At 61.0% G+C, this 21,810-nt stretch carries 21 protein-coding genes and 1 tRNA gene; 13 read left to right on the plus strand and 9 right to left on the minus strand.

Annotated features, from left to right (window positions below; genetic code table 11):
* Positions 1-6 precede the first annotated feature (6 nt).
* From ACQZ5H_RS04395 to ACQZ5H_RS04415, 5 genes are all read right to left on the minus strand, one after another.
* The gene (locus ACQZ5H_RS04395) at positions 7-1,011 is read right to left on the minus strand and encodes an inorganic phosphate transporter (RefSeq protein ID WP_112711558.1); all 1,005 of its coding nucleotides are present in this window, start codon (positions 1,009-1,011) and stop codon (positions 7-9) included.
* Positions 1,011-1,652, minus strand: coding sequence for a DUF47 domain-containing protein (locus tag ACQZ5H_RS04400; RefSeq protein WP_449096810.1), 642 nt, complete (start codon positions 1,650-1,652; stop codon positions 1,011-1,013). Before ACQZ5H_RS04400 ends, ACQZ5H_RS04395 begins: the two co-directional genes overlap by 1 nt.
* A 146-nt stretch (positions 1,653-1,798) precedes the next feature.
* Complete coding sequence (locus ACQZ5H_RS04405) at positions 1,799-1,966, minus strand: hypothetical protein (protein WP_199629396.1); 168 nt, start codon at positions 1,964-1,966, stop codon at positions 1,799-1,801.
* Positions 1,967-2,022: 56 nt separating this feature from the next.
* Entirely contained in the window at positions 2,023-2,256 is a 234-nt protein-coding gene (locus ACQZ5H_RS04410) for a hypothetical protein (RefSeq protein ID WP_112711560.1), read from the minus strand.
* Between the two features lie 200 nt (positions 2,257-2,456).
* Positions 2,457-2,530 (minus strand) — tRNA-Cys (locus ACQZ5H_RS04415).
* 148 nt (positions 2,531-2,678) lie between these two features.
* Here ACQZ5H_RS04415 and ACQZ5H_RS04420 point away from each other — a divergent pair.
* Entirely contained in the window at positions 2,679-2,912 is a 234-nt protein-coding gene (locus ACQZ5H_RS04420; RefSeq protein ID WP_130278453.1) for a hypothetical protein, read from the plus strand.
* A 33-nt stretch (positions 2,913-2,945) separates the two neighbouring features.
* Here the strand turns inward: ACQZ5H_RS04420 and ACQZ5H_RS04425 are convergent, their stop codons facing one another.
* Both ACQZ5H_RS04425 and ACQZ5H_RS04430 read right to left on the minus strand, forming a co-directional pair.
* On the minus strand, positions 2,946-3,089 hold the full coding sequence (locus ACQZ5H_RS04425) for a hypothetical protein (RefSeq protein WP_165402571.1): 144 nt from the start codon (positions 3,087-3,089) through the stop codon (positions 2,946-2,948).
* A gap of 69 nt (positions 3,090-3,158) precedes the next feature.
* Positions 3,159-3,383 (minus strand): hypothetical protein, encoded by a 225-nt coding sequence (locus ACQZ5H_RS04430; RefSeq protein ID WP_112711562.1) that lies wholly within the window; start codon positions 3,381-3,383, stop codon positions 3,159-3,161.
* A gap of 365 nt (positions 3,384-3,748) precedes the next feature.
* Between ACQZ5H_RS04430 and ACQZ5H_RS04435 the strand changes: the two genes are divergently transcribed.
* The 6 genes from ACQZ5H_RS04435 (at position 3,749) to exoR (ending at position 11,527) form a co-directional block, all read left to right on the plus strand.
* On the plus strand, positions 3,749-4,393 hold the full coding sequence (locus ACQZ5H_RS04435; RefSeq protein ID WP_449097018.1) for a protein-L-isoaspartate O-methyltransferase family protein: 645 nt from the start codon (positions 3,749-3,751) through the stop codon (positions 4,391-4,393).
* Between the two features lie 220 nt (positions 4,394-4,613).
* Complete coding sequence (locus ACQZ5H_RS04440; protein ID WP_449096811.1) at positions 4,614-5,498, plus strand: DUF2497 domain-containing protein; 885 nt, start codon at positions 4,614-4,616, stop codon at positions 5,496-5,498.
* 119 nt (positions 5,499-5,617) lie between these two features.
* Positions 5,618-8,458, plus strand: a complete 2,841-nt coding sequence (locus ACQZ5H_RS04445; RefSeq protein ID WP_449096812.1) for a valine--tRNA ligase — start codon at positions 5,618-5,620, stop codon at positions 8,456-8,458.
* 403 nt (positions 8,459-8,861) lie between these two features.
* Entirely contained in the window at positions 8,862-10,007 is a 1,146-nt protein-coding gene (locus ACQZ5H_RS04450; RefSeq protein ID WP_449096813.1) for an OmpP1/FadL family transporter, read from the plus strand.
* A gap of 84 nt (positions 10,008-10,091) precedes the next feature.
* Positions 10,092-10,721 (plus strand): hypothetical protein, encoded by a 630-nt coding sequence (locus tag ACQZ5H_RS04455; RefSeq protein ID WP_449096814.1) that lies wholly within the window; start codon positions 10,092-10,094, stop codon positions 10,719-10,721.
* 5 nt (positions 10,722-10,726) lie between these two features.
* Positions 10,727-11,527 (plus strand): exopolysaccharide production regulator ExoR, encoded by an 801-nt coding sequence (gene exoR, locus ACQZ5H_RS04460; protein ID WP_112711567.1) that lies wholly within the window; start codon positions 10,727-10,729, stop codon positions 11,525-11,527.
* A gap of 7 nt (positions 11,528-11,534) precedes the next feature.
* Here the strand turns inward: exoR and xth are convergent, their stop codons facing one another.
* Positions 11,535-12,326, minus strand: coding sequence for an exodeoxyribonuclease III (xth, locus tag ACQZ5H_RS04465; protein WP_199629390.1), 792 nt, complete (start codon positions 12,324-12,326; stop codon positions 11,535-11,537).
* Between the two features lie 115 nt (positions 12,327-12,441).
* Positions 12,442-12,774 (minus strand): iron-sulfur cluster insertion protein ErpA, encoded by a 333-nt coding sequence (erpA, locus tag ACQZ5H_RS04470; RefSeq protein ID WP_112711569.1) that lies wholly within the window; start codon positions 12,772-12,774, stop codon positions 12,442-12,444.
* A gap of 223 nt (positions 12,775-12,997) precedes the next feature.
* Between erpA and ACQZ5H_RS04475 the strand changes: the two genes are divergently transcribed.
* From ACQZ5H_RS04475 to scpB, 6 genes are all read left to right on the plus strand, one after another.
* The gene (locus tag ACQZ5H_RS04475; RefSeq protein ID WP_199629389.1) at positions 12,998-14,215 is read left to right on the plus strand and encodes a deoxyguanosinetriphosphate triphosphohydrolase; all 1,218 of its coding nucleotides are present in this window, start codon (positions 12,998-13,000) and stop codon (positions 14,213-14,215) included.
* A 66-nt stretch (positions 14,216-14,281) separates the two neighbouring features.
* Complete coding sequence (argS, locus tag ACQZ5H_RS04480; RefSeq protein ID WP_449096815.1) at positions 14,282-16,039, plus strand: arginine--tRNA ligase; 1,758 nt, start codon at positions 14,282-14,284, stop codon at positions 16,037-16,039.
* 61 nt (positions 16,040-16,100) lie between these two features.
* Positions 16,101-19,064 (plus strand): SPOR domain-containing protein, encoded by a 2,964-nt coding sequence (locus ACQZ5H_RS04485; protein ID WP_449096816.1) that lies wholly within the window; start codon positions 16,101-16,103, stop codon positions 19,062-19,064.
* Positions 19,065-19,188: 124 nt separating this feature from the next.
* On the plus strand, positions 19,189-20,202 hold the full coding sequence (gene nagZ, locus ACQZ5H_RS04490; RefSeq protein ID WP_449096817.1) for a beta-N-acetylhexosaminidase: 1,014 nt from the start codon (positions 19,189-19,191) through the stop codon (positions 20,200-20,202).
* 65 nt (positions 20,203-20,267) lie between these two features.
* Positions 20,268-21,080 (plus strand): segregation and condensation protein A, encoded by an 813-nt coding sequence (locus ACQZ5H_RS04495; RefSeq protein WP_449097019.1) that lies wholly within the window; start codon positions 20,268-20,270, stop codon positions 21,078-21,080.
* Positions 21,077-21,793, plus strand: a complete 717-nt coding sequence (gene scpB, locus ACQZ5H_RS04500; RefSeq protein WP_449096818.1) for an SMC-Scp complex subunit ScpB — start codon at positions 21,077-21,079, stop codon at positions 21,791-21,793. The genes ACQZ5H_RS04495 and scpB overlap by 4 nt, the downstream gene beginning before the upstream one ends.
* Positions 21,794-21,810 lie beyond the last annotated feature (17 nt).

A 21,810-nucleotide genomic window follows, 5' to 3' on the forward strand; every position in this document is an offset into this window, starting at 1 on the left:
CTCACATCAGGCGAAGAGGCTGGCGGCCCAATAGAACAGCGCCGAGATCAGCGCTGCCGCGGGCAGGGTGACGACCCAGGCAACGACGATATTGCCGGCAAGCCCCCAACGGACGGCCGAGACGCGCTTGGCAGCGCCGACACCGATGATCGCGCCGGTGATCGTGTGCGTCGTCGAGACCGGAATGCCGAGCCATGTGGCGCCGAACAGCGTCAACGCGCCGCCGGTCTCGGCGCAGAAGCCCTGCATCGGATTGAGCTTGGTGATCTTCGAACCCATCGTATGGACGATTCGCCAGCCGCCGAAGAGCGTGCCCAGCGCCATCGCCGCCTGACAGGACAGCACCACCCATAGCGGCACATGGAAGCTGCCGCCGAGATAGCCCTGCGAATAGAGCAGCACGGCAATGATGCCCATCGTCTTCTGCGCATCATTGCCGCCGTGGCCGAGCGAATAGAGCGAGGCCGAGACGAATTGCAGGATGCGGAAGGTGCTGTCGACGGCAAAGGGCGTCTGGCGCACGAAGATCCAGGACACCGCGAGCACCAGGAACAGCGCCAGCAGGAAGCCTATCATCGGCGACAGCACGATGGCGCCCGCCGTCTTCAAAAGGCCGCCCCAGACGATCGAGCTGAAACCGACCTTGGCAAGCCCGGCGCCGACGAGGCCGCCGACCAGCGCATGCGAGGAGCTCGACGGTATGCCGAAGACCCAGGTGACGATATTCCAGATGATGGCGCCCATCAGCGCCGCAAAGATCACCATCGGGCTGACGATCTCAGGATTGATGATGCCGGTGCCGAGGGTCTCGGCGACATGCAGGCCGAAGAACAGGAAGGCGATGAAGTTGAAGAACGCCGCCCACATCACCGCATATTGCGGCCTGAGAACGCGTGTCGAGACGATCGTGGCGATCGAGTTCGCCGCGTCATGCAGTCCGTTCAGGAAGTCGAAGAACAGCGCGACGGCGATCAGCCCGGCAAGCAGCGGAAAGGCGAGGGTGGCATCCATCACACGTTCTCGATCACGATGCCGCTGATTTCATTGGCGACGTCCTCGAAACGGTCGACGACCTTCTCAAGCTCGGCATAGATCTCGCTGCCGATGATATAGGCCATCGGGTTCGAGCCGCCGTGGCGGCGGAAGAGATCCTTGAGGCCGAGGTCGTAGAGTTCGTCGGACCGGCCCTCGACGCGCGTCACCTCTTCGGCGATCGCCGTCAGCCGCGGCGCGTTGGCGCCCATCCGGTCGAGCAGCGGGACGGCCTCGGCGATCAGATGCGCCGCCTTGACGATTTCCTTGCCCATCTCCTGCATGCCGGGATCGAAGCTCTTCTGCTCGAACAGCCGGATCGTCTTGACCGTCTTGTGCATCATGTCGATCGCATCGTCGAGCGACTGGATCAGATCCTTGATATCGCCGCGGTCGAAGGGCGTGATGAAGCTGCGGCGGACCGCGAGCAGAACTTCGCGGGTGATATCGTCCGCCTCGTTTTCGAGCGCGACGATGCGCTCGCAATGGCGCTCCGGATCATTCCCGGCCAGAAGTTCGTTCAGCGCTTCTGCGGCGCCGACGACGGTGCGTGAATGCTGAGCGAAGAGATCGAAGAATCGGTCTTCGCGCGGAAGAAGTTTGCGAAACCAGCTTAACATGGTGACCCCGTGGATGCTTGAGTTGTCACGCAACTGTCACAAATGGGGTTCTGTTGCAATAAAAGCTGGCCGGGAAGGGCCGCAGCCTCGGGCTTTTCCACGCGTTTGCGGCTGAGATCACACAGGCCGCCACAGCTGTCACACTCTCAATGAAGATCGAGCGTCAGCTGCCTGTTCTTGATCTGCGGCAGCGGCAGGCCGATCTCGATCTTGCCGAAAACCCGCCTGCGGCGTTCCTCGTCCTTCTCCCGTTCCGCCCGGCTGGCGGCGACGGTCGCGAGGGCATTTGCGATAACCTGCTCGGCATGCGTCATAGGAACCTCCGTCGTTTGTTCCTATTTTGTTCTCACGAATGCAAATGTCAAGAGCTTCACTCACCGAAGTAGAAAACCGGATCGCGCGTCAATTCGCCATTGCCGAGATGGCCGTACAAATCCCTGCCGAGAATCCAGTAGGTGATCTTCTGCGTCGCAAGAGAAAAGACATAGTCGCCATCCACCCAATGCTCGGCCTTGCTGCCGCCGATCGGGAAGAGAAACTTGCCGGCTTGATAGAGAACGGCCTTTTCGGATCGATGATCGAAAATATATCGTGTTTTCGCCATGTGTTATCCTGCCGCTATACGCAAGATACAACGTCACATGGGATTTTAGATCTGTCTATATTATCAGAAGTTGAGGATTGGTCTATTCACAAATAAGATAAGCCTAAAACAGCATTATCCCAAAAATGGGCAATACGATCCCGCGCGATGAAATCATCGCGATTATATTCGGAATCATTCAAACGGGGATTGTTTGAAGTTGGAGGCCTCGCCCGGAATTGAACCGGGGTACAAGGATTTGCAGTCCTCTGCGTCACCACTCCGCCACGAGGCCATCCGTGAACGACTTGTTCAGTGGTGGCGCGGATTTAGAATGATCCAAAGGAAACCGCAAGAGGTGTTTTCCGAAAAAAATCGGGCCGTCATCAGGCCGTCGCATTCAATGCGCTTGATCATTCGGCGAATCCGCTCATTATCCTTATATGAGGAATATCTCAAAACCCTTTGTCACCAGGGATGATCCTGACCGGCACATACGCTGTCAGGATGCGCTGCAGTATGCGTTCCGCGATCTGATCGAGGCCGCGGTTGAGGCCGGGTGGAGCGAGCAGGAAGCCGTGGATGCCGTCGGCGAACTGGTCGAGGGCCATATCCAGGACCTTATGGCGCGCGCCGATTCCGCCGCTCTCATGGCGCTTCTGAAGACGATGCGCTGATTCTGCCGGCCGCCGGTCGGCGGGGGCAGGCTCTCAATTCACGCTTCTGAGCGAGGGAAGGGGCGAGATGCCGCCGGTGATCACACCGGGCGCGCTCGACGCAATCAGCGGAATGCAGAGAATGATGACGATGAGCCCGCCGATGAAGCAGGCGCCGAGCATCAGGGATCTGTTCATGCGGGCTCCGTCTCTGCCTTTGTTTTTTAGCTTATGCTGTACAAAGCTGACGGATTCCTGAAGGCTGCATCAGCGCTTCGGGCCGGATTTCAGGTAGAGATAGCTGCCGACGGCGAAAAAGATCAGCGTAAAGCCCGGCCAGGCCACAAACACGGTCGTGTAGCCGCAAGCGCCTTCGAAGCAATCTCCGAGCGTTCCCGCCACGGATAGCCGCAAGGACAGCACGCCTGCGAGGATGACGCTCGCGGCGGCGATCAGCAGCAGAATGAAAATCGTAAAACCCGTGCTTCGCATTCAGACCTAAAGAGCGGGCCGTCTGATTCCTGCCTGCTGCGCTGTGTTTATCTTCAACTCGTCCGGCTGTTGACGAGCCCGCAGCAAAGTACGCCGACGAGCGCCACAGCGATGAAAAGGTCGAAGAACGTCAAATGTACGAAAAAGGCAGACATGGCCTGCTCCTCCTCATTTCCTCCGGTTGCAATAATACCACAGGAGAAAGCTTTGTTCCACTTCGGAGTTCAGAAAGCGCTCCTGCACCGCAAAGGCGGCCGATATGCCGCAAGGATTCTTGCCGCAGGCGCGAACGGAGCCTTGAAAGCATCCGAACCCGGGATTAAGAGACGGAACACATGGCCGCGGTAGCCGGGCGAGAGGATACGATGGATTTCGAAGCAGCACGCGTAAAGATGGTCGACAACCAGATCCGTACGACGGACGTGACGTCCCATTCCGTGTTGAGCGCGTTCCTCACGGTTCCGCGCGAGGCGTTCGTTCCCGAGAAGGCCAAGGTTCTGGCCTATATCGATAACGATGTCGAAATCTGTCCCGGCCGCTTCCTGATGGAAGCTTCGCCGCTCGCCAAGCTGCTGCAGCTTGCCGCGATCACCAAGGAAGACACGGTTCTCGAAGTCGGCTGCGGCACGGGTTATACCTCGGCGCTGCTGTCGCTGACCGCAGGCTCCGTCGTCGCGCTCGAATCCGATGCAGCGCTTGCCGAACAGGCCAAGGCCAATCTCTCCGGCTATGCGAATGTCTCGGTCGTTGCAGGCGATCTCGCCAAGGGCCACACGGCCGGCGCCCCCTACGATCTGATCTTCGTCAACGGTTCCGTCGAGGAAGTTCCGGCTTCGCTTCTCGGCCAGCTCGCCGAAGGCGGCCGTCTGGTCACCGTCGAAGGTTACGGCAATGCGGCCCGCGCCAAGGTCTTCGTTTCCGAGCGCGGCGCCGTTTCCGAAAACGTCTTCTTCAACGCTTCGGTCAAGCCGCTTCCGGGCTTTGCCAAGCTTCGCGAATTCGTATTCTGAGCCTTTCCTAAAGGCCTTTTTCGATGCGGGCGCCATGGGCGCCCGTTTCTGTTTTCGGGCGTCATTTGCTGCCCGTCGGTTCATCCAACAAAACTGTGCATGGACGCATTCATTTGATTCGCGATGATTTTTTTCGCGTCTGGGGTATTCTACTGTCTGGGTGATTCGGATGCCCACTCCATGCAATCCGATCGTTGCTTTAAGCTTAACGGGGATAGATATGGCTCAGCCAAGCGTAGCGCGTGAACCGTCCATGGAAGAGATCCTGGCGTCGATCCGCCAGATCATCGAGAGCAATGAGCCGGGCGCCGGCAAGGCCATTTCCCCGTCTCTGCCTCCGGTTTACGGTGACGATGCCGAGGATGAAGGCCACGATTCCAACATCCACCTGACGGTCGATGACACCTACGCCAATGTCGAATTCCCCGAGCCGGTGCTGACACAGGATCCGCGCTTCGTTGCCGCCAATTCGGCTGGTACCCGCGAGGCCGAGCAGCCGGCGCGCGCCATGTCGCTTGCAGATGTCGCCGCCCGCGTCCGCGCCGCTTCCGAGCGCCTGCCGGCCCAGCCGCCGCGCGAATTGCCGCCGGTCTTCCGTCAGCCGGAACCCGTCGCTGCGCCCGTTGCCGAGGAAATCCGCCGTCCGGTCGAGCCGGTCGCCGCTGCACCGGTCGTTGCGCCGCTGCCGGCGCCGAAGCCTGCTCCGGTTGTTGCCGAAGTTCAGCCTGTCGAGCTCGAGCCTCAGCCGCTGCCGCAGGCAGTCGAACCCAAGATCGAGCCGGTTGCCGAACCGCAGGCGACGATCGCTCCTGAGGCCGCAGTTGCTCCGGTGCTCACTGCGCAAGCACCGGTTCCGTCCTTCCTGCCGCAGGTTCTCGAAGAAGCCCAGGCGCTGATCTCGCAGGATGCCAGCCTCCAGGTTGCGCGCTCCTTCGAAGAGCTGGCGCTGGCAATCGACGGTGCCGAGCGCCGCTCGCTCGACGAGATCGCCGAGGACATGCTGCGCCCGATGCTGCGCGAATGGCTCGACGACAATCTGCCGACGCTGGTCGAGCGCCTCGTGCGCGAGGAAATCGAGCGCGTGGCGCGCGGTCCGCGCCGCTAACCGGAAACGCCTTTTGCCGAATGCGCCGCTCCGGTCTCCGGGGCGGCTTTTTTATTGACTTGCCTGCAGCCATCCTATTTACAAACCCGCATCCTAAAACCCCGAAGTTTGGTCATAAAATGCTCGACAAGACCTATGATTCCGCCGCAGTCGAACCGAAAATCGCTGCGAAATGGGACGAAGCCGATGCCTTCCGTGCCGGTGCCAACAAGAAGCCTGGCGCCGAAACGTTCACGATCGTGATCCCGCCGCCGAACGTGACGGGCTCCCTGCACATGGGCCACGCGCTCAACAACACGCTGCAGGACGTCATGATCCGCTTCGAGCGCATGCGCGGCAAGGACGTGCTCTGGCAGCCGGGCATGGACCATGCCGGCATCGCCACGCAGATGGTCGTCGAGCGCAAGCTGATGGAACAGCAGCTTCCCGGCCGCCGCGAAATGGGCCGCGATGCCTTCATCGACAAGGTCTGGGAGTGGAAGGCTGAATCGGGCGGCCTGATCTTCAACCAGCTGAAGCGCCTTGGCGCTTCCTGCGACTGGTCGCGCGAGCGCTTTACGATGGACGAGGGCCTTTCGGTAGCCGTTCTCGAAGTCTTCGTAACGCTTTACAAGGAAGGCCTCATCTACAAGGACAAGCGCCTGGTCAACTGGGATCCGAAGCTTCTGACGGCGATTTCCGACATGGAAGTCGAGCAGATCGAAGTGAAGGGCAATCTCTGGCACCTGCGCTACCCGCTGGAAGAAGGCGTCACCTACCAGCATCCGGTCGCTTTCGACGAGGACGGCAAGCCGACCGAATTCGAGACGCGCGACTATCTCGTCGTTGCCACGACGCGCCCGGAAACCATGCTCGGCGATACCGGTGTTGCGGTGAACCCGGATGACGATCGCTACAAGTCGATCGTCGGCAAGCATGTCATCCTGCCGATCGTCGGCCGCAAGATCCCGATCGTCGCCGACAGCTACGCCGATCCGACGGCAGGGACCGGCGCCGTCAAGCTGACGCCGGCGCATGACTTCAACGACTTCGACGTTGCCAAGCGCACCGGCCTGCGCGCCATCAACGTCCTGAACGTCGATGCCTCCGTTAATATCAAGGACAACGAGGATTTCCTCGAAGGCCTTGATCATCCGGCGGCACTTCATGGCGCATGGGACCGTCTCGAAGGCCAGGACCGTTTCACGGCCCGCAAGATCATCGTCGAAATCTTCGAGGAAGCCGGCCTGCTCGACAAGATCGAGCCGCACACGCACATGGTACCCCATGGCGACCGTGGCGGCGTGCCGATCGAGCCGCGCCTGACGGAACAGTGGTGGGTCGACAACAAGACGCTCGCCAAGCCGGCGATCGCCTCGGTTCGCGAGGGCCGCACCAAGTTCGTCCCGAAGAACTGGGAAAACACCTATTTCCAGTGGATGGAAAACATTCAGCCCTGGTGCATTTCGCGCCAGCTCTGGTGGGGTCACCAGATTCCGGCCTGGTATGGCCCGGATGGTCAGGTCTTCGTCGAGAAGACCGAGGAAGAGGCGCTCGAGGCCGCGATCCAGCATTACCTCGCCCATGAAGGCCCGTGGAAGGCCTGGGTGCAGGACAAGATCGAGAACTTCCAGCCGGGCGAAATCCTGACACGCGACGAAGACGTGCTCGACACCTGGTTCTCGTCGGCGCTGTGGCCGTTCTCGACGCTCGGCTGGCCGGAAAAGACCCCGGAACTCGCCCGCTACTATCCGACCAACGTGCTGGTCACCGGCTTCGACATCATTCCCTTCTGGGTGGTTCGCATGATGCAGATGGGTCTGCATTTCATGAAGGACGCCGATGGCAATCCGGTCGAGCCGTTCCACACGGTCTATATCCACGCTCTGGTTCGCGACAAGAACGGCCAGAAGATGTCAAAGTCGAAGGGCAATGTCATCGATCCGCTCGAGCTGATCGACGAATACGGTGCCGACGCGCTGCGCTTCACGCTCGCCATCATGGCGGCGCAGGGCCGTGACGTGAAGCTCGATCCGGCCCGCATCGCCGGCTACCGCAACTTTGGTACCAAGCTCTGGAACGCCACGCGCTTTGCCGAGATGAACGGTGCTAAGAGCGATCCGAATTTTGCGCCTGAAGGCGTCAAGCTGACGATCAACCGCTGGATCCTAACAGAGCTTGCCCGTGCGGAACGTGACGTAACGGAAGCCATCGAAGCCTACCGCTTTAACGACGCTGCCGGCGCTCTCTACCGCTTCGTCTGGAACCAGGTCTGCGACTGGTATCTCGAACTGCTGAAGCCGGTCTTCAGCGGCGAAGACGAGGCCGCCAAGAAGGAAGCACAGGCCTGCAGCGCCTATATTCTCGAAGAGATCTACAAGCTGCTGCATCCCTTCATGCCCTTCATGACCGAAGAGCTCTGGGCCCATACGGCCGGCGAAGGCGTGGAGCGCGATACGCTCGTTTGCCATGCCGACTGGCCGTCGCCCTCCTTCTCGGATGATGCCGCAGCCGATGAGATCAACTGGCTGATCGACCTCGTTTCGGGAATCCGCTCGGTCCGAGCAGAGATGAACGTTCCGCCGTCTGCAACCGCACCGCTGGTCTTCGTCAGCGCCAATGCCGAGACCAAGGAGCGCCTGTCGCGTCACGACGCGGCGATCAAGCGTCTGGCGCGTGTCGAGAGCGTCTCGCTCGCCGACGCCGCACCGAAGGGCGCGGCGCAGATCGTCATCGGTGAGGCAACAGCCTGCCTGCCGCTCGGCTCGCTGATCGATCTCTCCGCAGAAAAGGCCCGCCTCGAAAAGGCGATTGCCAAAACCGAGGGCGAGATGTCCCGCGTCAAGGGCAAGCTCTCCAACGAGAAGTTCGTCGCCAACGCCAATCCTGAAGTGGTGGAGGCCGAGCGCGAGCGCCTTGCGGAATTCGAGAGCCAGATGGCCAGCCTGAAAGTAGCGCTTGCAAGGGTGATCGAGGCCTAATCCACTCTTGGTAGCAAACTATTCCAAAACGGCGTCCGGAACTCTCCGGGCGCCGTTTTTCATTTCCAGCAACTTGAGTCGAAAACGCATGCCTTAATTAGCGTTTCCACCCTGTGGAGTTTGACGAATCTGCGAAATTTTCAGTGGAAGAGGCCGAAAAGACCGACTGTTGTCAGATTGATACAGGGGCTAGGTGGCTTGGAACGATCGTTTAAAAATAATCCGAAATGATTAGTTTGTTAGGATAAAATTTTACCATACCCAAATTTTTGACGTGCTCGTCAATTTCTTACGTCAATTTAACTTCTTGCATGCATTGTGGCGGCATGAAGGCGCGCATTGTCATCCGCGCCATTCCTTTGCAAGGTGCAGCCATCTGCATTGCTTGAGTGGGGGAGACACAATGGCATCTCGTATGTTTTCCAAGGGCGTAGCATCGCTCGTTATCCTTTCGTCCATGGCCTCGGTGTCCTACGCCGGTGGCTTTTCGCGTGGCGAAGCCGACACCGATATCCTGTTTGAGGATGGTACCTTCGTATGGCGCGGCGGCGTCACTTGGGTGTCGCCGCATCGCGATTTCGACACTGTCGCCGGTGCCGAGGGCACGGATGGCCGCTATTCCAATAATTATGCGATCCCGTCTTTCGCAGCCAAGCTGAAGCTGAGCGACAACTTCGCCTGTGCTGCCACCTATACGCAGCCTTTCGGTGGATCGAGCACCTACGGCAATCAGGCATATCTGGCGGACATCGCCGCTGACGGCGGAAACGGTACACGCAGCAAGAAGTTCATCACGAATGAATATGGCCTCGCATGCGACGTTAATGTCGACATGGGCAAGGGGCAGTTGCACTTCATCGGCGGCGGATTCCTGCAGTCGTTCAAATACAATCAGGATACGCTCTATGGTAACCTTGAGCTGAAGGATGAAGCTGCGCCCGGATATCGTCTTGGTGTCGCTTACGAAATTCCTGAATACGCTTTGCGGGCGCAGGTGATGTATCGCTCACAGGTCGATCACAAGGCAGATGGAGCTTTCACGCCTGGCGCTCTTGCACCGCTCGTGGGAACCGATGACCTCTATTCCTATGGATCGGGATCTCTTCCTCAGTCTGTAAAGGTGAGCCTGCAGAGCGGTGTTGCGCCGGGATGGCTGGTTTACGGATCGGTCGAGTGGACTGATTGGAGTGTTCTGCAGTCGCTGAACTACAACATCGATTTGCTCGGCCCTCAGCAGCTGGACTTCTTCTACCGTGACGGCTGGACTATCCAGGCAGGTGTCGCGCACGCGTTCACGGACACCGTTGCTGGTACGGTCAATCTTACCTGGGACCGTGGCGTAGGTACTGGTGCTGACATCATGTCCGATACATGGACGTTGGCAACGGGCGCCTCGATCAAGGCTGGCCCTGGCGAGTTCAGACTCGGGGCCGGCATCAGCTACCTGACGGCTGGTAGCCAGTCCCTTTCTCAGGGAGCGCTCTTTAACGCGACCGCAAATGGAGACTGGGCAGTCGGTCTATCCGGTTCCTACAAGATCTCGTTCTGATTATCGAAGTCAAAGGCCCGGCCCAGTGCCGGGCTTTTCTTTGCTTGATGCCATATTAATCATGCCTTTTGGACATCCCATTTTGTGACGAATCCGCAACAGTTTTTTACGACAGTTGGCGTAAGCTCTCTGCAGGGCGAATTTGTCCATTTCCCGCCACAAACAGGGCGCAGCGGTATTTGCGGGCAAGGGAATGGCAGGCGTAGGGTGCGTTTGAAAAGTAAGATGGGTCGAGTTTTTTCAGGGACAGGCGAGAGCCGATCGGAGACCGGATTTCATTCCGCTCCATTTGCGATTCAGCTTTTCCCGCAAGGCGATTCCGCCGGAAAATTTCGCTCTCAAGTCGTGTCTTCCATCTGTCCGTTCTCCGATGTTTCCGCGTCCATGACGGGCGCTGACGAGTACCGCGATCACGCCGATACCGGTTTGGTCACATTTGGTGTTTACGGATATTGGGAAGGCGGAGAGACAGACGTTTCTCCCGCGAAAGTGACGCCGCAGGCATTGCAGGCGGGCCAGGCCGGAAACCGGGTGGTCTATCGCGATGCGCAGGAAATTCAGGCCCTCGAAGAAGGGCGGAAGGCTGGATGCGACGCGGGCAAAGGAGCCAGAGAGCTCGCCGCGGGATCGCTCGCCTGGAGGAGATACGCCGGGACGCGTGGCAGCGGAGTTTTTGCTGCCGGGCTGGTCTGCGATGGAAGCGAAAGAAACTGATTGAAATGCTGACATCCGAGTTCAGACTTTTCAGATTTGCTCTCATGGGGCTGTCGATCGCGCTTTCAGCAGCGGTTGCCTCCCCAGCCGGCGCTTTTGATATCAATGCCGGCGTCACCAAGGAATCCGGTCCCTTCGATCTCTTCAAGTTCGGCTTCAAGGCTTACAAGAGCGGCCAGAAGGAAGAAGCTGTCGAAGCCTACAAATACGCCGCCGAAAAGGGCCATACCGGCTCGCGCTGGGCGCTGGCCAACATGTATGCCGACGGCGACGGCGTGACCCAGGACGATTTCGAAGCCTTCAAGATTTATAGCGAGATTGCCCAGCAGGGCGTCGAGCCGGGTTCCGAAGATACCGGCTTCTTCATCAATGCGCTGCTGTCGCTCGCGAGCTATTACAAGCACGGCATTGCCGGTAGTCCGGTGAAGGTCGATCTCAACCAGGCCCGCCAGCTCTATTTCCAGGTCGCCTCGACCTTCGGCGTGCCGGAAGCGCAGTTCCAGCTGGCGCAGATGATGCTTTCGGGCGAGGGCGGCAGCCCCAATCCGCTGCAGGCGAAGAAGTGGCTGAATCAGGCCCGCAAGAGCGGCCATCCGGGCGCCATGTCGGTCTTCGGCAACATCCTCTTCCAGGAAGGCCAGTCGGCCCGTGGTCTGGCGATGATGACGGCGGCACTCGACCGCTGCAAGCCGAAGGACTGTGGCTGGATGGAATCGCTGCAGGAGCAGGCTTTCTCGGTCGCGACCGAAGGAGACCGCCGTGCAGCGGTCTCGCTCTCCCACAATATCGCCACCAGCGGCGACTGATCTCCGCTTAAGCCGCGAAGTCGAAATAGGCGACCACCGGAACGTGGTCGGACGGTTTTTCCCAGGCGCGGACGTGTTTCTCGATGGCCGTCGAGGTCATCCGGTCTGCCGCTTCAGGCGACAGCATCAGATGGTCGATGCGGATACCGTTGTTCTTCGGCCAGGCGCCTGCCTGATAATCCCAGAATGAATAGAGCTGAACCGCATCCGTCGTGGCGCGCACCGCATCGGTGAAGCCGAGGCTTTCGAGCCTGCGGAAGGCTTCGCGGGTCTGCGGCAGGAAGAGCGCGTCATTGGCCCAGACCTTCGGGTCGAAGCAATCATGTGGCTCGGGAATGACGTTATAGTCGCCGGCCAGAATGAGCGGCTCCTCATAGCTCAGCCGCTGCGCCGCAAATTGCTGCAGGCGCTCCATCCACGCGAGCTTGTAGGTGTATTTCTCGGTTTCGACGGGATTCCCGTTCGGCAGATAGAGGCAGCAGACGCGCAGCGCCTTGTTGCCAGGCAGCGAAAACACCGCCTCGATGAAGCGCGCCTGCTCGTCCAGCGGATCGCCGGGCAGCCCCCGGCTCACTTCGTCCGGCTTGCTCTTGGAGAGGATCGCGACGCCGTTGAAACCCTTCTGGCCATGCGTCTCGACATGATAGCCCATCGCCTCGATCTCGAGGCGCGGAAAGCCTTCGTCGACGGTCTTGATTTCCTGCAGGCAGACGATGTCGGGATTGGAATCCTTGAGCCACTGCGTCAGGTTGTCGATACGCGCCTTGACGCCGTTGATGTTCCAGGTCGCGATCTTCATCCATCACCTCTTGCTTCGTGCCGATCTTGTATCGTGATGGGTAGCAACCGGACAAGACGATAAACCGGCCGGAAGAGATTTCTTCGGCCGGTCGGGTCTGAGATCGGTGGAAAGCTTAGACCGAGAAGCTCGTTCCGCAGCCGCAGCTGGCAACCGCGTTCGGATTCTTGATCTGGAAGGACTGGCCGAGCAGGTTGTCGACGAAGTCGATCTCGGAGCCGGCCATATAGACCAGCGAGAGGCTGTCGATCAGCACCTTGGCGTCGTTCTTCTCGACGATCACGTCATCGTCCTGAACGCCGTCGGCAAGGTCGAACTTGTAGGAAAAACCCGAACAGCCGCCGCCTTCGACGGAAACGCGCAGCGCGCTTTTTCCCGCCTCGGCACCGACGATTGCGGCGATTCGCTTTGCGGCCGCATCGGAGAGGGTTACTGAAGTCTCTGTCATGTTTCCTCCTGCCGGGGTCAAGATCCGGAGAGAATTGATAAAAGCCGCTGAGCGTTCAAACGGCTGATATCAAAAGAATTTATCACGGGCGCTCACGGAGCGCATTATTGCGGAAAGCGGTTAAGAAAGCGCCGCTTTGCCTGATATACTGACTATAGGTATGAAGAGCGTGAAGCGGCGTCAATGGGGCGATCCGGCCGCGCGGTTCGAATGACGGTGAAGAATGACGATTGACAGGCGTGCATTGGGTTTCGGCAACAGCGAACGGGCAGTCTATGCGGCTGATCCCTGGACGACCCGCGGGCGGCTCTATCAGGAGAGCTCCAGCCCGACGCGATCCGACTTCCAGCGCGACCGCGACCGCATCGTCCACACGACCGCGTTTCGCCGACTGAAGCACAAGACCCAGGTCTTCATCGCCCAGGACGGCGATCACTACCGCACGCGCCTGACCCATACGATCGAGGTGGCGCAGATCGCGCGCGCTCTGGCACGCGCCCTGAAGCTCGACGAGGATCTCGCCGAGGGCGTGGCGCTCGTCCACGATTTCGGCCACACGCCTTTCGGGCATACCGGCGAGGATGCGCTGCACGAGGTGCTGCTGCCCTATGGCGGCTTCGATCACAATGCCCAGTCGCTGCGCATCGTCACCAAGCTCGAGCGCCGCTATGCCGAGTTCGACGGCATCAACCTGACTTGGGAGAGCCTCGAAGGCCTCGTCAAGCACAATGGCCCGCTGCTGACGCCGGACGGGCAGGGCACGCGCGGGCCGGTTCCCCAGCCGATCCTCGATTATTGCGAACTCCACGACCTGCAGCTCGCGACCTATGCCAGCCTGGAGGCACAGGTCGCGGCGATCGCCGACGATATCGCCTATAACACACATGACATCGACGATGGCCTGCGCTCCGGTTATCTGACCTTCGACATGCTGGAGGAAATTCCGTTCCTCGCCGGGCTGATGGCGGAAGTTCGCGATCGCTATCCGAACCTCGAAGCCAGCCGCTTCACCCATGAAATCATGCGCCGGCAGATCACCCGCATGGTCGAGGATGTGATTTCGGTCTCGCAGGAACGCCTTGCACAGGTCAATCCGAAGAGCGCCGACGATATCCGCCACGCCGATCGCGTCATCGCCACCTTCTCGCCGGCGATGGCCGAAACCGACAGGCTGATCAAGCAGATGCTCTTCAAGCGCATCTACCGCCACCCGGAGATCATGCGCATCCGCGCCGGTGCCGCACAGATCGTCACCGACCTCTTCGGCGCCTATATGGCAAACCCCAAGGAGATGCAGAGCCACTACTGGGTGGATCACATCGCCGGCCTTGCCGATGCCCCGAAGGCCCGCCATGTCGGCGACTATCTGGCCGGCATGACGGACACCTATGCCATCAGCGCCCACAGGCGATTGTTTGACCACACTCCCGATTTGCGATAGGCAGCACGCGCCCGGCGAGAGCGCCGGTCGATGCCTTGTGGCACAGCCTATGCATGGAAGAGTGCGATGAACCTTTTTACCGATTTCGAAGCCAGGATTAAAACCGCCCTTGAACAGATCGATCTGGTCAAGGAAAAGCGATCCGAGCTCGATTTCGGCCGCATCGCCGTCGAGCCGCCGCGCGATGTGACGCATGGCGACGTTGCGACCAATGCCGCGATGGTGCTGGCCAAGCCGCTCGGCACCAACCCGCGCGCCTTCGCCGAAATCATCCTCGGCAAGCTGAACGAAGATCCTGATGTCGCCGAGGTTTCGGTGGCCGGTCCGGGCTTCATCAATATCAAGCTGTCCGTCGGATACTGGCAGCGGCTGCTCGGCTCGATGATCGAAGCCGGCACCGATTACGGCCGCTCGACGCTCGGCGCTGGCCGTAAGGTAAATGTCGAATATGTCTCGGCAAACCCGACCGGCCCGATGCATGTCGGCCACTGCCGCGGCGCCGTTGTCGGCGACGCGCTGGCAAACCTGTTGGCCTTCGCTGGATATGCCGTCGAGAAGGAATATTACATCAACGATGCCGGCTCGCAGATCGACGTGCTGGCACGCTCGGTCTTCCTGCGTTACCGCGAAGCCCTCGGCGAGAAGATCGGCGAGATCCCGGCCGGCCTCTATCCGGGCGATTACCTCGTTCCGGTCGGCCAGTCACTGGCCAGTGAATACGGCGTGAGGCTGCACAACATGCCGGAAGAGCAGTGGATGCCGATCGTAAAGGACAAGGCGATCACGGCAATGATGGCGATGATCCGCGAGGATCTCGCAGCGCTGAACGTCCATCACGACGTTTTCTTCTCCGAGCGCACGCTGCACGATGGTGGCGCTGCTGCCATTCGCACTGCGATCAACGACCTGACCTTCAAGGGCTTTGTCTACAAGGGCTCCCTGCCGCCGCCGAAGGGTCAGCTGCCCGAGGATTGGGAAGATCGCGAGCAGACGCTGTTCCGCTCGACCGAAGTCGGCGACGACGTCGATCGCCCGCTGATCAAGTCCGACGGGTCCTATACTTACTTCGCCGCCGACGTTGCTTACTTCAAGAACAAGTTCGATCGCGGCTTCAACGAGATGATCTACGTGCTCGGCGCCGACCATGGCGGCTACGTCAAGCGCCTGGAAGCGGTCGCCCGTGCGGTTTCCGAGGGCAACTCGAAGCTGACGGTGCTGCTCTGCCAGCTGGTAAAGCTGTTCCGCAACGGTGAGCCGGTGAAGATGTCGAAGCGCTCCGGCGACTTCGTCACGCTGCGCGACGTGGTCGAGGAAGTCGGCCGCGATTCGGTGCGTTTCATGATGCTCTACCGGAAGAGCTCCGAGCCGCTGGACTTCGATTTCGCCAAAGTAACGGAACAGTCGAAAGATAATCCGGTCTTTTACGTGCAATATGCGCATGCCCGTTGCATGTCGGTTTTCCGGCAGGCCAAGGAGGCGTTTCCGGACCTCAATGTCAGCCCGGCAGACCTCGCAAAAGCGGTGTCCGGAATCTCGGATCCCGCGGAATTGCAGCTGATTGCGAAGGCTGCGGAGTTCCCGCGCGTCGTCGAATCTGCAGCCCAGGCGCAGGAGCCTCACAGGGTCGCTTTCTACCTCTACGACCTCGCCAGTTCGTTCCATGCACACTGGAACAAAGGTAAAGACCAGACTGAATTACGATTTGTTAACGATAAGAGCCGAGAATCGAGTATTGCCAGACTAGGGCTGGTGTACGCTGTCGCTTCGGTTTTGAAGTCGGGTCTTGCCATTACTGGTACCGCCGCACCGGATGAAATGCGATAAACGTCACCAAATCCCCACATTGCGCTGGCATTGACCGCGTTGGCTTTTGAGTGGGATGGGTATGGCAGACAAACAACTTGCGTATGACGCGCGACAGAAGACGGAGCTGTTCGATGAAAACGATCCGCTCGCGGAACTCGCGCGCATCGTTGGCTTCGAGCCGCGGGTAGCGGCCAATACTGTCTCAGAGCCAGTCCGGCAGGAGCCGGCCTTCGATCTCGAAGACGAATTGCTGCGGGAATTCGAGCGCTACGACGCGCCGCGCCCGCTGGGTGCACTCGACCATCCGGCCGAGCAGCCCGTTGAGGAAGCCGCAAGCTATGAGCCCGTTGCCTACGAGCACGCTGCCGCTCCGCAGGAGCCCGTAGAGGCTCCTGTCTACGCCGAGCCGGAAGCCTACGAGGCTGAGCCGGTCGCAGCGGCCTATGAGCCCGAGGAACCGCAGGCCTGGACCGGTGGTCAGGTTGCTGCCGCCGAATGGGCGGTCCAGCCCTCCGAACCAGTCTCCAACGGCGGCGCCCGCGATCTGATCGAAGAACTCGAAATGTCGATCGGTGCTGCATCGGTTGCCCAGCCGGTTGCTCCGGTTGCCAAGGCGCCGCAGTGGTCTGCCGCCAGCATCAAGCTGCCGCTCGCCAACTTCCATACGGCCCGCCGCGAAGAGCCGGCCCGTCCGGTTGCGGTCGAGCCCGAGCCTGTCGTTGTCGCTGCGCCGCAGCCGGTTGCCGAGGTGGCATCCGCAGAAACCCTGCAGGAACTCGCAGCGCTTGACGTTGCCGAGGAGTTCACTCCCGTCGCTTCCGGCTTCCCGGCCGAAATCGATCGCCACGAAGAGCCTGAAGTCGTCGAGCAGGCGCCGGTTGCCGAAGCTGTCTATGCCGAGCCAGTATCGCACGAGGCCTTCGATCTCGCCGCTGCCGCCAAGGATGGCATCGTTGCTTCCGACGCAGCGCTGACCGAGGCGCTGCCCCAGGATGAAGCAACCGCCTTCGATATCGACAACCTTCTGGCTGATGTTTCCCGTTACCCGGTGCCGCAGCGCGCTCCGGAGCCGGTTCGCGAAGAGCCAGTGCAGTTTCACCAGCCGGAACCGGTAAAGCCGGTGGCACCCGTCGTGGTCGCCAAGCCCGCTCCGGCCGAAGAGGAAGATCCCTTCGCAGGTCATGATTTCGAGCTCGATCTCGAAGGTATCGAGCTGGAACTTGCCGATCTCGATTTCGCAGAGCCCGTCAAGGAAGAGCCGGTCGCAATGGCTCCGGCTCCTGTTCGCGCTCAGCCCGCACCTGTTGCCGCCGCTCCGGCACCGGTTGTCGTTCCGCGCCCGATCGCGCCTGCGCCTGTCGTTGCAGAAGCGCCGCGTCCGGTTCAGCCGGCCTATACGCCTGCACCGGTTTCCTATTCGCCGGCAGCCGTCTTCACGCCTGCGCCGCAGCCTGCGGCTCCTGTCCGTGCAGCTGTTGTCGAACCCGTCGAAGAACTTCCCTTCGATCCGTCGATGATCACCGACGCCGACGGTCATCCGGAAGCAGTTGGCGAAATGCACGTTCCGGCGCTGCCGCCGGTCGAGCAGCACAAGCCTGCCGCTCCGGTCAACGATTTCGATTTCGACGTCGATGCCGAGATCGCTAGCCTGTTCGATCCGATCAAGTCCAAGGAAGCCGTTCCGGCTGCTGCGCCCGCCTGGGCATCGCAAGCCTCCGCTCCCGCGGCTCAGAAGCCTGCAGCACCTGCCGTTGCCGGTCTCGATGATCTTGAGCGCGCTCTGGAGGAAGATCTGCGCCGCAGCATGCGCGAGCCGGTCCAGCGGACCGAGCAGCTTGCCGAGGTTCACATCCAGTCTGCCGGTGCTGCCGAAGACATGCATCGCGCCCGCTCGATGAAGCGGATGCTGGCTGCTGCTGCCATGGTCGTCGTCTTCGCGGGTGGCGCTTATGGCCTCTACACCGTCGTTGCCGATACCGGCATTGCCGGCGGTTCCGGCGAGCCGCGCATCATCGCTGCCGACAAGGAGCCGGTGAAGGTCGTTCCGGATAATCCGGGCGGCAAGACCGTTCCGAACCAGGACAAGGCCGTCTATGACCGCGTTGCCGGCGCCACCGAGACGCCGAAGCAGACTGCGCTGGTGTCGTCCGACGAACAGCCCGTCGACGTCGTTCAGCGCACGCTGACGCCTGAGGTCGCACCTGAGGATAACGACGGCGACATCACCGATCAGGCCGTCAGCACGCCGGTCAGCGATACCGAGGATCCGCGCCTGCTGCCAGGCCAGGAGCAGCAGGACGCCGCTGCCAACAACGATGCAGACCGCGTTCCGGCCGTTTCGCCGCGCAAGGTCCGCACTATGATCGTCAAGCCTGATGGCACGCTGGTTGCCCGTGAAGACGAGGCACCCGTTGACGCGCCTGCCGTGAACCAGGTCAAGACCACGACCATCAAGCCGAACGGTTCTGCTGCGAACTTCCCGGCAAGCACGGAAGTGGCCTCTGCCGATATCCGCTCGACCCCGGTCGAGAATACGCCGGCTCAGCCTGCCGCTTCCGAATCGGTCCTTGCCAAGGTTGCCGCTAGCAACCCGGCCAATGTCGAGCCTCCGGTCCGTCAGGTCCAGTCGACGCCGGTTCAGCCGCAGGCCGCCGCAAAGCCGGCCGACACGGCACCGGTCCCGGCTGCCCGCCCGGCCGCAAAGCCTGCTGCCGCAGCCGCTGCACCAGAACAGCCGAAGCCGACCGAAGTCGCCTCCGTCGCCCCGGCTGCCACCCAGCCGCAGGCCGCTGCGCCGTCGGGTGCCTATGGCGTCCAGATCGCATCGCTGCCATCGGAAGCTGAAGCCAACAAGTCCTACGCAAGCCTCTCCAAGAAGTTTGCCAGCGTTCTTTCCGGCCGCAGCTATGAGATCCGCAAGGCCGACATCGCCGGCAAGGGCACCTTCTACCGCGTCCGCATCCCGGCTTCCTCCAAGGATGAAGCCGCTGCGATCTGCGAGAAGTATCGCGCTGCAGGTGGAAGCTGCCTGATCTCGAAGTAATCGGCTTCACACAGCATCGAAACGGCGGGCTTAGGTCCGCCGTTTTCGTTTTTGCAGTGCCTTTCCTGTGAATGCCGCTTGACCGGCCTATCGCAATTCGAGCGCACACCTCTATGATTCGGGTATGACCGAATCAAAAGCGATGATCCTGGGCTGTAGCGGCCTGTCCCTGACCCCGGAAGAAAAGGCCTTCTACAAGGCGGAACGCCCTTGGGGCTTCATTCTTTTCGGACGCAACATTTCCGAGCCGCAGCAGATCGCCGATCTCGTCGCCGAAATGCGCGAGAGCGTCGGCTGGCATGCGCCGGTCCTGATCGACCAGGAAGGCGGACGCGTCCAGCGCATCCGTCCGCCGATCCTCCAGCACTATCCGTCCGGTCAGGCGCTCGGCGATATCTATCGCCAGGACCGCGAGCAGGGGCTTCGAGCCGCCTGGCTGATGTCGCGCCTTCACGCCTTCGATCTCCTGAAATTCGGCATCAATGTCGATTGCCTGCCGGTTCTCGATGTTCCGGTCGAAGGCAGCAGCAATGTCATCGGCAACCGCGCCTATGGCGGTGATCCCCGCACGGTGACCGAGATGGGCCGCGCCGCAAGCGAGGGTCTGAAGGCCGGCGGTGTCTTGCCGGTGATGAAGCATATGCCGGGCCACGGCCGCGGCTTTGCCGATTCCCATCACGAGCTGCCGGTCGTCACCGTTTCGCGCGCGGAGCTCGAAGCGCATGATTTCCCGCCCTTCATCGCCATGAAGGACGAGCTGGCCGCCATGACCTGCCATGTCGTCTTCACGGCGATCGACGACAGCAATCCGGCGACCACGTCGCGCAAGGTGATCGACGGCGTCATCCGCCAGCATATCGGCTTCAACGGCCTGTTGCTTTCGGATGATACATCGATGAACGCGCTGGCCGGGACGATCGGCGAGCGCGCCGCGAATATCATTGCGGGCGGATGCGATATCGTGCTGCATTGCAATGGCCACATGGACGAGATGCGGCAGGTGGTCGCCAATGTGCCGGCGCTAACGGGCGCCTCGCTGAAGCGGGCCGACGCCGTGCTCGCGGGCATGCCGCGGGCCGATCAGTCCGACGAAGCTGCGATCCGCAGTGAATTCGACGCGATGTTTGCAGCCGCCTAAGAAACGGAAGAGAGGCCCGGTTGAACATAATCAAGACTCCGGAGCGGTCGCAGGCGGCAACGCCGATGGACAAGCTTTGGCAGGACAGCGGCACCGAGCGCGGTTCACATGAACCGGCGCTGGTCATCGATGTCGCCGGCTTCGAAGGCCCGCTTGACCTGTTGCTCTATCTCGCCCGCAATCAGAAGGTCGACCTGTCGCGTATTTCGGTCCTGGCGCTTGCCGAGCAGTATCTGCAGTTCGTCGAGAGCGCCCGCCGCATCCGCATCGAGCTTGCAGCCGACTACCTCGTCATGGCGGCCTGGCTTGCCTATCTGAAATCGCGCCTGCTGATCCCGCAGCAGATCAAGGACGACGGTCCCTCCGGCGAGGAAATGGCGGCAACGCTCGCCTTCCGCCTGAAGCGCTTGGAAGCGATGCGCGAGGCCGCGAGCGGCCTCGTCAACCGCAACCGCCTCGGCCGCGATATCTTCGCGCGTGGCGCGCCAGAGCATATCCCGGATCGCCACAAGTCCGCCTATGAAGCCAGCCTCTACGATCTGCTGACCGCCTATGCGACGCTGCGCCAGCGCCAGGCTGTCACCCAGGTGACGATCGCCCGGCGCACCGTCTGGTCGCTCACCGAGGCGCGCGAGCTGCTGACCCGGATGATCGGCGATGTCTCCGACTGGACGGCGTTGGAGCACTATCTGCTGCGCTACATGACTTCGCCGGAAGAGCGCGTCACGGCGATCGCCAGCGCCTTTGCCGCCTCGCTTGAGCTGGTGCGCGAGGGCAAGCTCGAAATCCGCCAGGACGGCGCCTTCGAGCCGCTCTACATGCGCCGCGGGCCGAAGCATGCCACGCTGCAGGTCATCGAGCAGGAGACGCCGCTGTGATCGATCCTGAGGACGATATCGGTGGAGACGAAGGCGAGGGCGCGGAAAGCCAGGACTTCCAGGCAGAGCTCGAGGCCGAACGCATCGCCGAGGCACTGGTCTTCGCCTCGGCGCAGCCGGTCTCCGAAGCCTTCATTGCCGATCGCATCGCCAAGCATTTCAATGTCCACACGATCATGCTCCGCTTGAAGGAGCAATATGCGCCGCGCGGCGTCAATCTGGTGCAGGTGGATGACGCCTGGGCCTTCCGCACGGCCGCCGATCTCTCATTTGTGATCCGCCGTGATGAGAACGAAACGAAGAAGCTTTCGCGCGCTGCTCTCGAAGTGCTGGCGATCATCGCCTATCACCAGCCGGTGACGCGTGCAGAGATTGAAGACATCAGAGGCGTGCAGACCTCGCGCGGCACGCTCGACGTTCTCATGGAGGCCGGTTGGGTGCGTTTCCGCGGCCGCCGCCGCACGCCCGGCCGCCCCGTAACACTCGGCACCACCCGCGATTTTCTCGACCATTTCGGCCTTGAGGAACTGCGCGATCTGCCTGGTATTGAAGAGCTCAAGGGGGCAGGGCTGCTCTCCGGCCGCATCCCTGCAAATTTCAACATCCCGTCGCCGTCGATGAATGACGAGCTGACCGAGGACGAGGATCCGATCACCCAGATGGATCTTGAGGAATTGGGGCTTCTTGCGCCGGGTGGCGCATCGGAAGATTAGCACCGGCTTGTCTTTGT

It is taken from the genome of Rhizobium sp. 21-4511-3d (genome assembly GCF_053522545.1).

What these genes read in the sequence shown, in the direction of transcription:
- ACQZ5H_RS04430 (WP_112711562.1), bottom strand. Translation starts at nt 3,383, where the DNA reads ATGCGAAGCACGGGTTTTACGATTTTCATTCTGCTGCTGATCGCCGCC.
- ACQZ5H_RS04435 (WP_449097018.1), top strand. Translation starts at nt 3,749, where the DNA reads ATGGATTTCGAAGCAGCACGCGTAAAGATGGTCGACAACCAGATCCGT.
- ACQZ5H_RS04445 (WP_449096812.1), top strand. Translation starts at nt 5,618, where the DNA reads ATGCTCGACAAGACCTATGATTCCGCCGCAGTCGAACCGAAAATCGCT.
- erpA (WP_112711569.1), bottom strand. Translation starts at nt 12,774, where the DNA reads ATGACAGAGACTTCAGTAACCCTCTCCGATGCGGCCGCAAAGCGAATC.
- ACQZ5H_RS04400 (WP_449096810.1), bottom strand. Translation starts at nt 1,652, where the DNA reads ATGTTAAGCTGGTTTCGCAAACTTCTTCCGCGCGAAGACCGATTCTTC.
- nagZ (WP_449096817.1), top strand. Translation starts at nt 19,189, where the DNA reads ATGACCGAATCAAAAGCGATGATCCTGGGCTGTAGCGGCCTGTCCCTG.
- ACQZ5H_RS04425 (WP_165402571.1), bottom strand. Translation starts at nt 3,089, where the DNA reads ATGAACAGATCCCTGATGCTCGGCGCCTGCTTCATCGGCGGGCTCATC.
- ACQZ5H_RS04485 (WP_449096816.1), top strand. Translation starts at nt 16,101, where the DNA reads ATGGCAGACAAACAACTTGCGTATGACGCGCGACAGAAGACGGAGCTG.
- ACQZ5H_RS04405 (WP_199629396.1), bottom strand. Translation starts at nt 1,966, where the DNA reads ATGACGCATGCCGAGCAGGTTATCGCAAATGCCCTCGCGACCGTCGCC.
- ACQZ5H_RS04420 (WP_130278453.1), top strand. Translation starts at nt 2,679, where the DNA reads ATGAGGAATATCTCAAAACCCTTTGTCACCAGGGATGATCCTGACCGG.
- ACQZ5H_RS04395 (WP_112711558.1), bottom strand. Translation starts at nt 1,011, where the DNA reads ATGGATGCCACCCTCGCCTTTCCGCTGCTTGCCGGGCTGATCGCCGTC.
- xth (WP_199629390.1), bottom strand. Translation starts at nt 12,326, where the DNA reads ATGAAGATCGCGACCTGGAACATCAACGGCGTCAAGGCGCGTATCGAC.
- ACQZ5H_RS04495 (WP_449097019.1), top strand. Translation starts at nt 20,268, where the DNA reads ATGGACAAGCTTTGGCAGGACAGCGGCACCGAGCGCGGTTCACATGAA.
- ACQZ5H_RS04475 (WP_199629389.1), top strand. Translation starts at nt 12,998, where the DNA reads ATGACGATTGACAGGCGTGCATTGGGTTTCGGCAACAGCGAACGGGCA.
- ACQZ5H_RS04440 (WP_449096811.1), top strand. Translation starts at nt 4,614, where the DNA reads ATGGCTCAGCCAAGCGTAGCGCGTGAACCGTCCATGGAAGAGATCCTG.
- exoR (WP_112711567.1), top strand. Translation starts at nt 10,727, where the DNA reads ATGCTGACATCCGAGTTCAGACTTTTCAGATTTGCTCTCATGGGGCTG.
- ACQZ5H_RS04410 (WP_112711560.1), bottom strand. Translation starts at nt 2,256, where the DNA reads ATGGCGAAAACACGATATATTTTCGATCATCGATCCGAAAAGGCCGTT.
- ACQZ5H_RS04450 (WP_449096813.1), top strand. Translation starts at nt 8,862, where the DNA reads ATGGCATCTCGTATGTTTTCCAAGGGCGTAGCATCGCTCGTTATCCTT.
- argS (WP_449096815.1), top strand. Translation starts at nt 14,282, where the DNA reads ATGAACCTTTTTACCGATTTCGAAGCCAGGATTAAAACCGCCCTTGAA.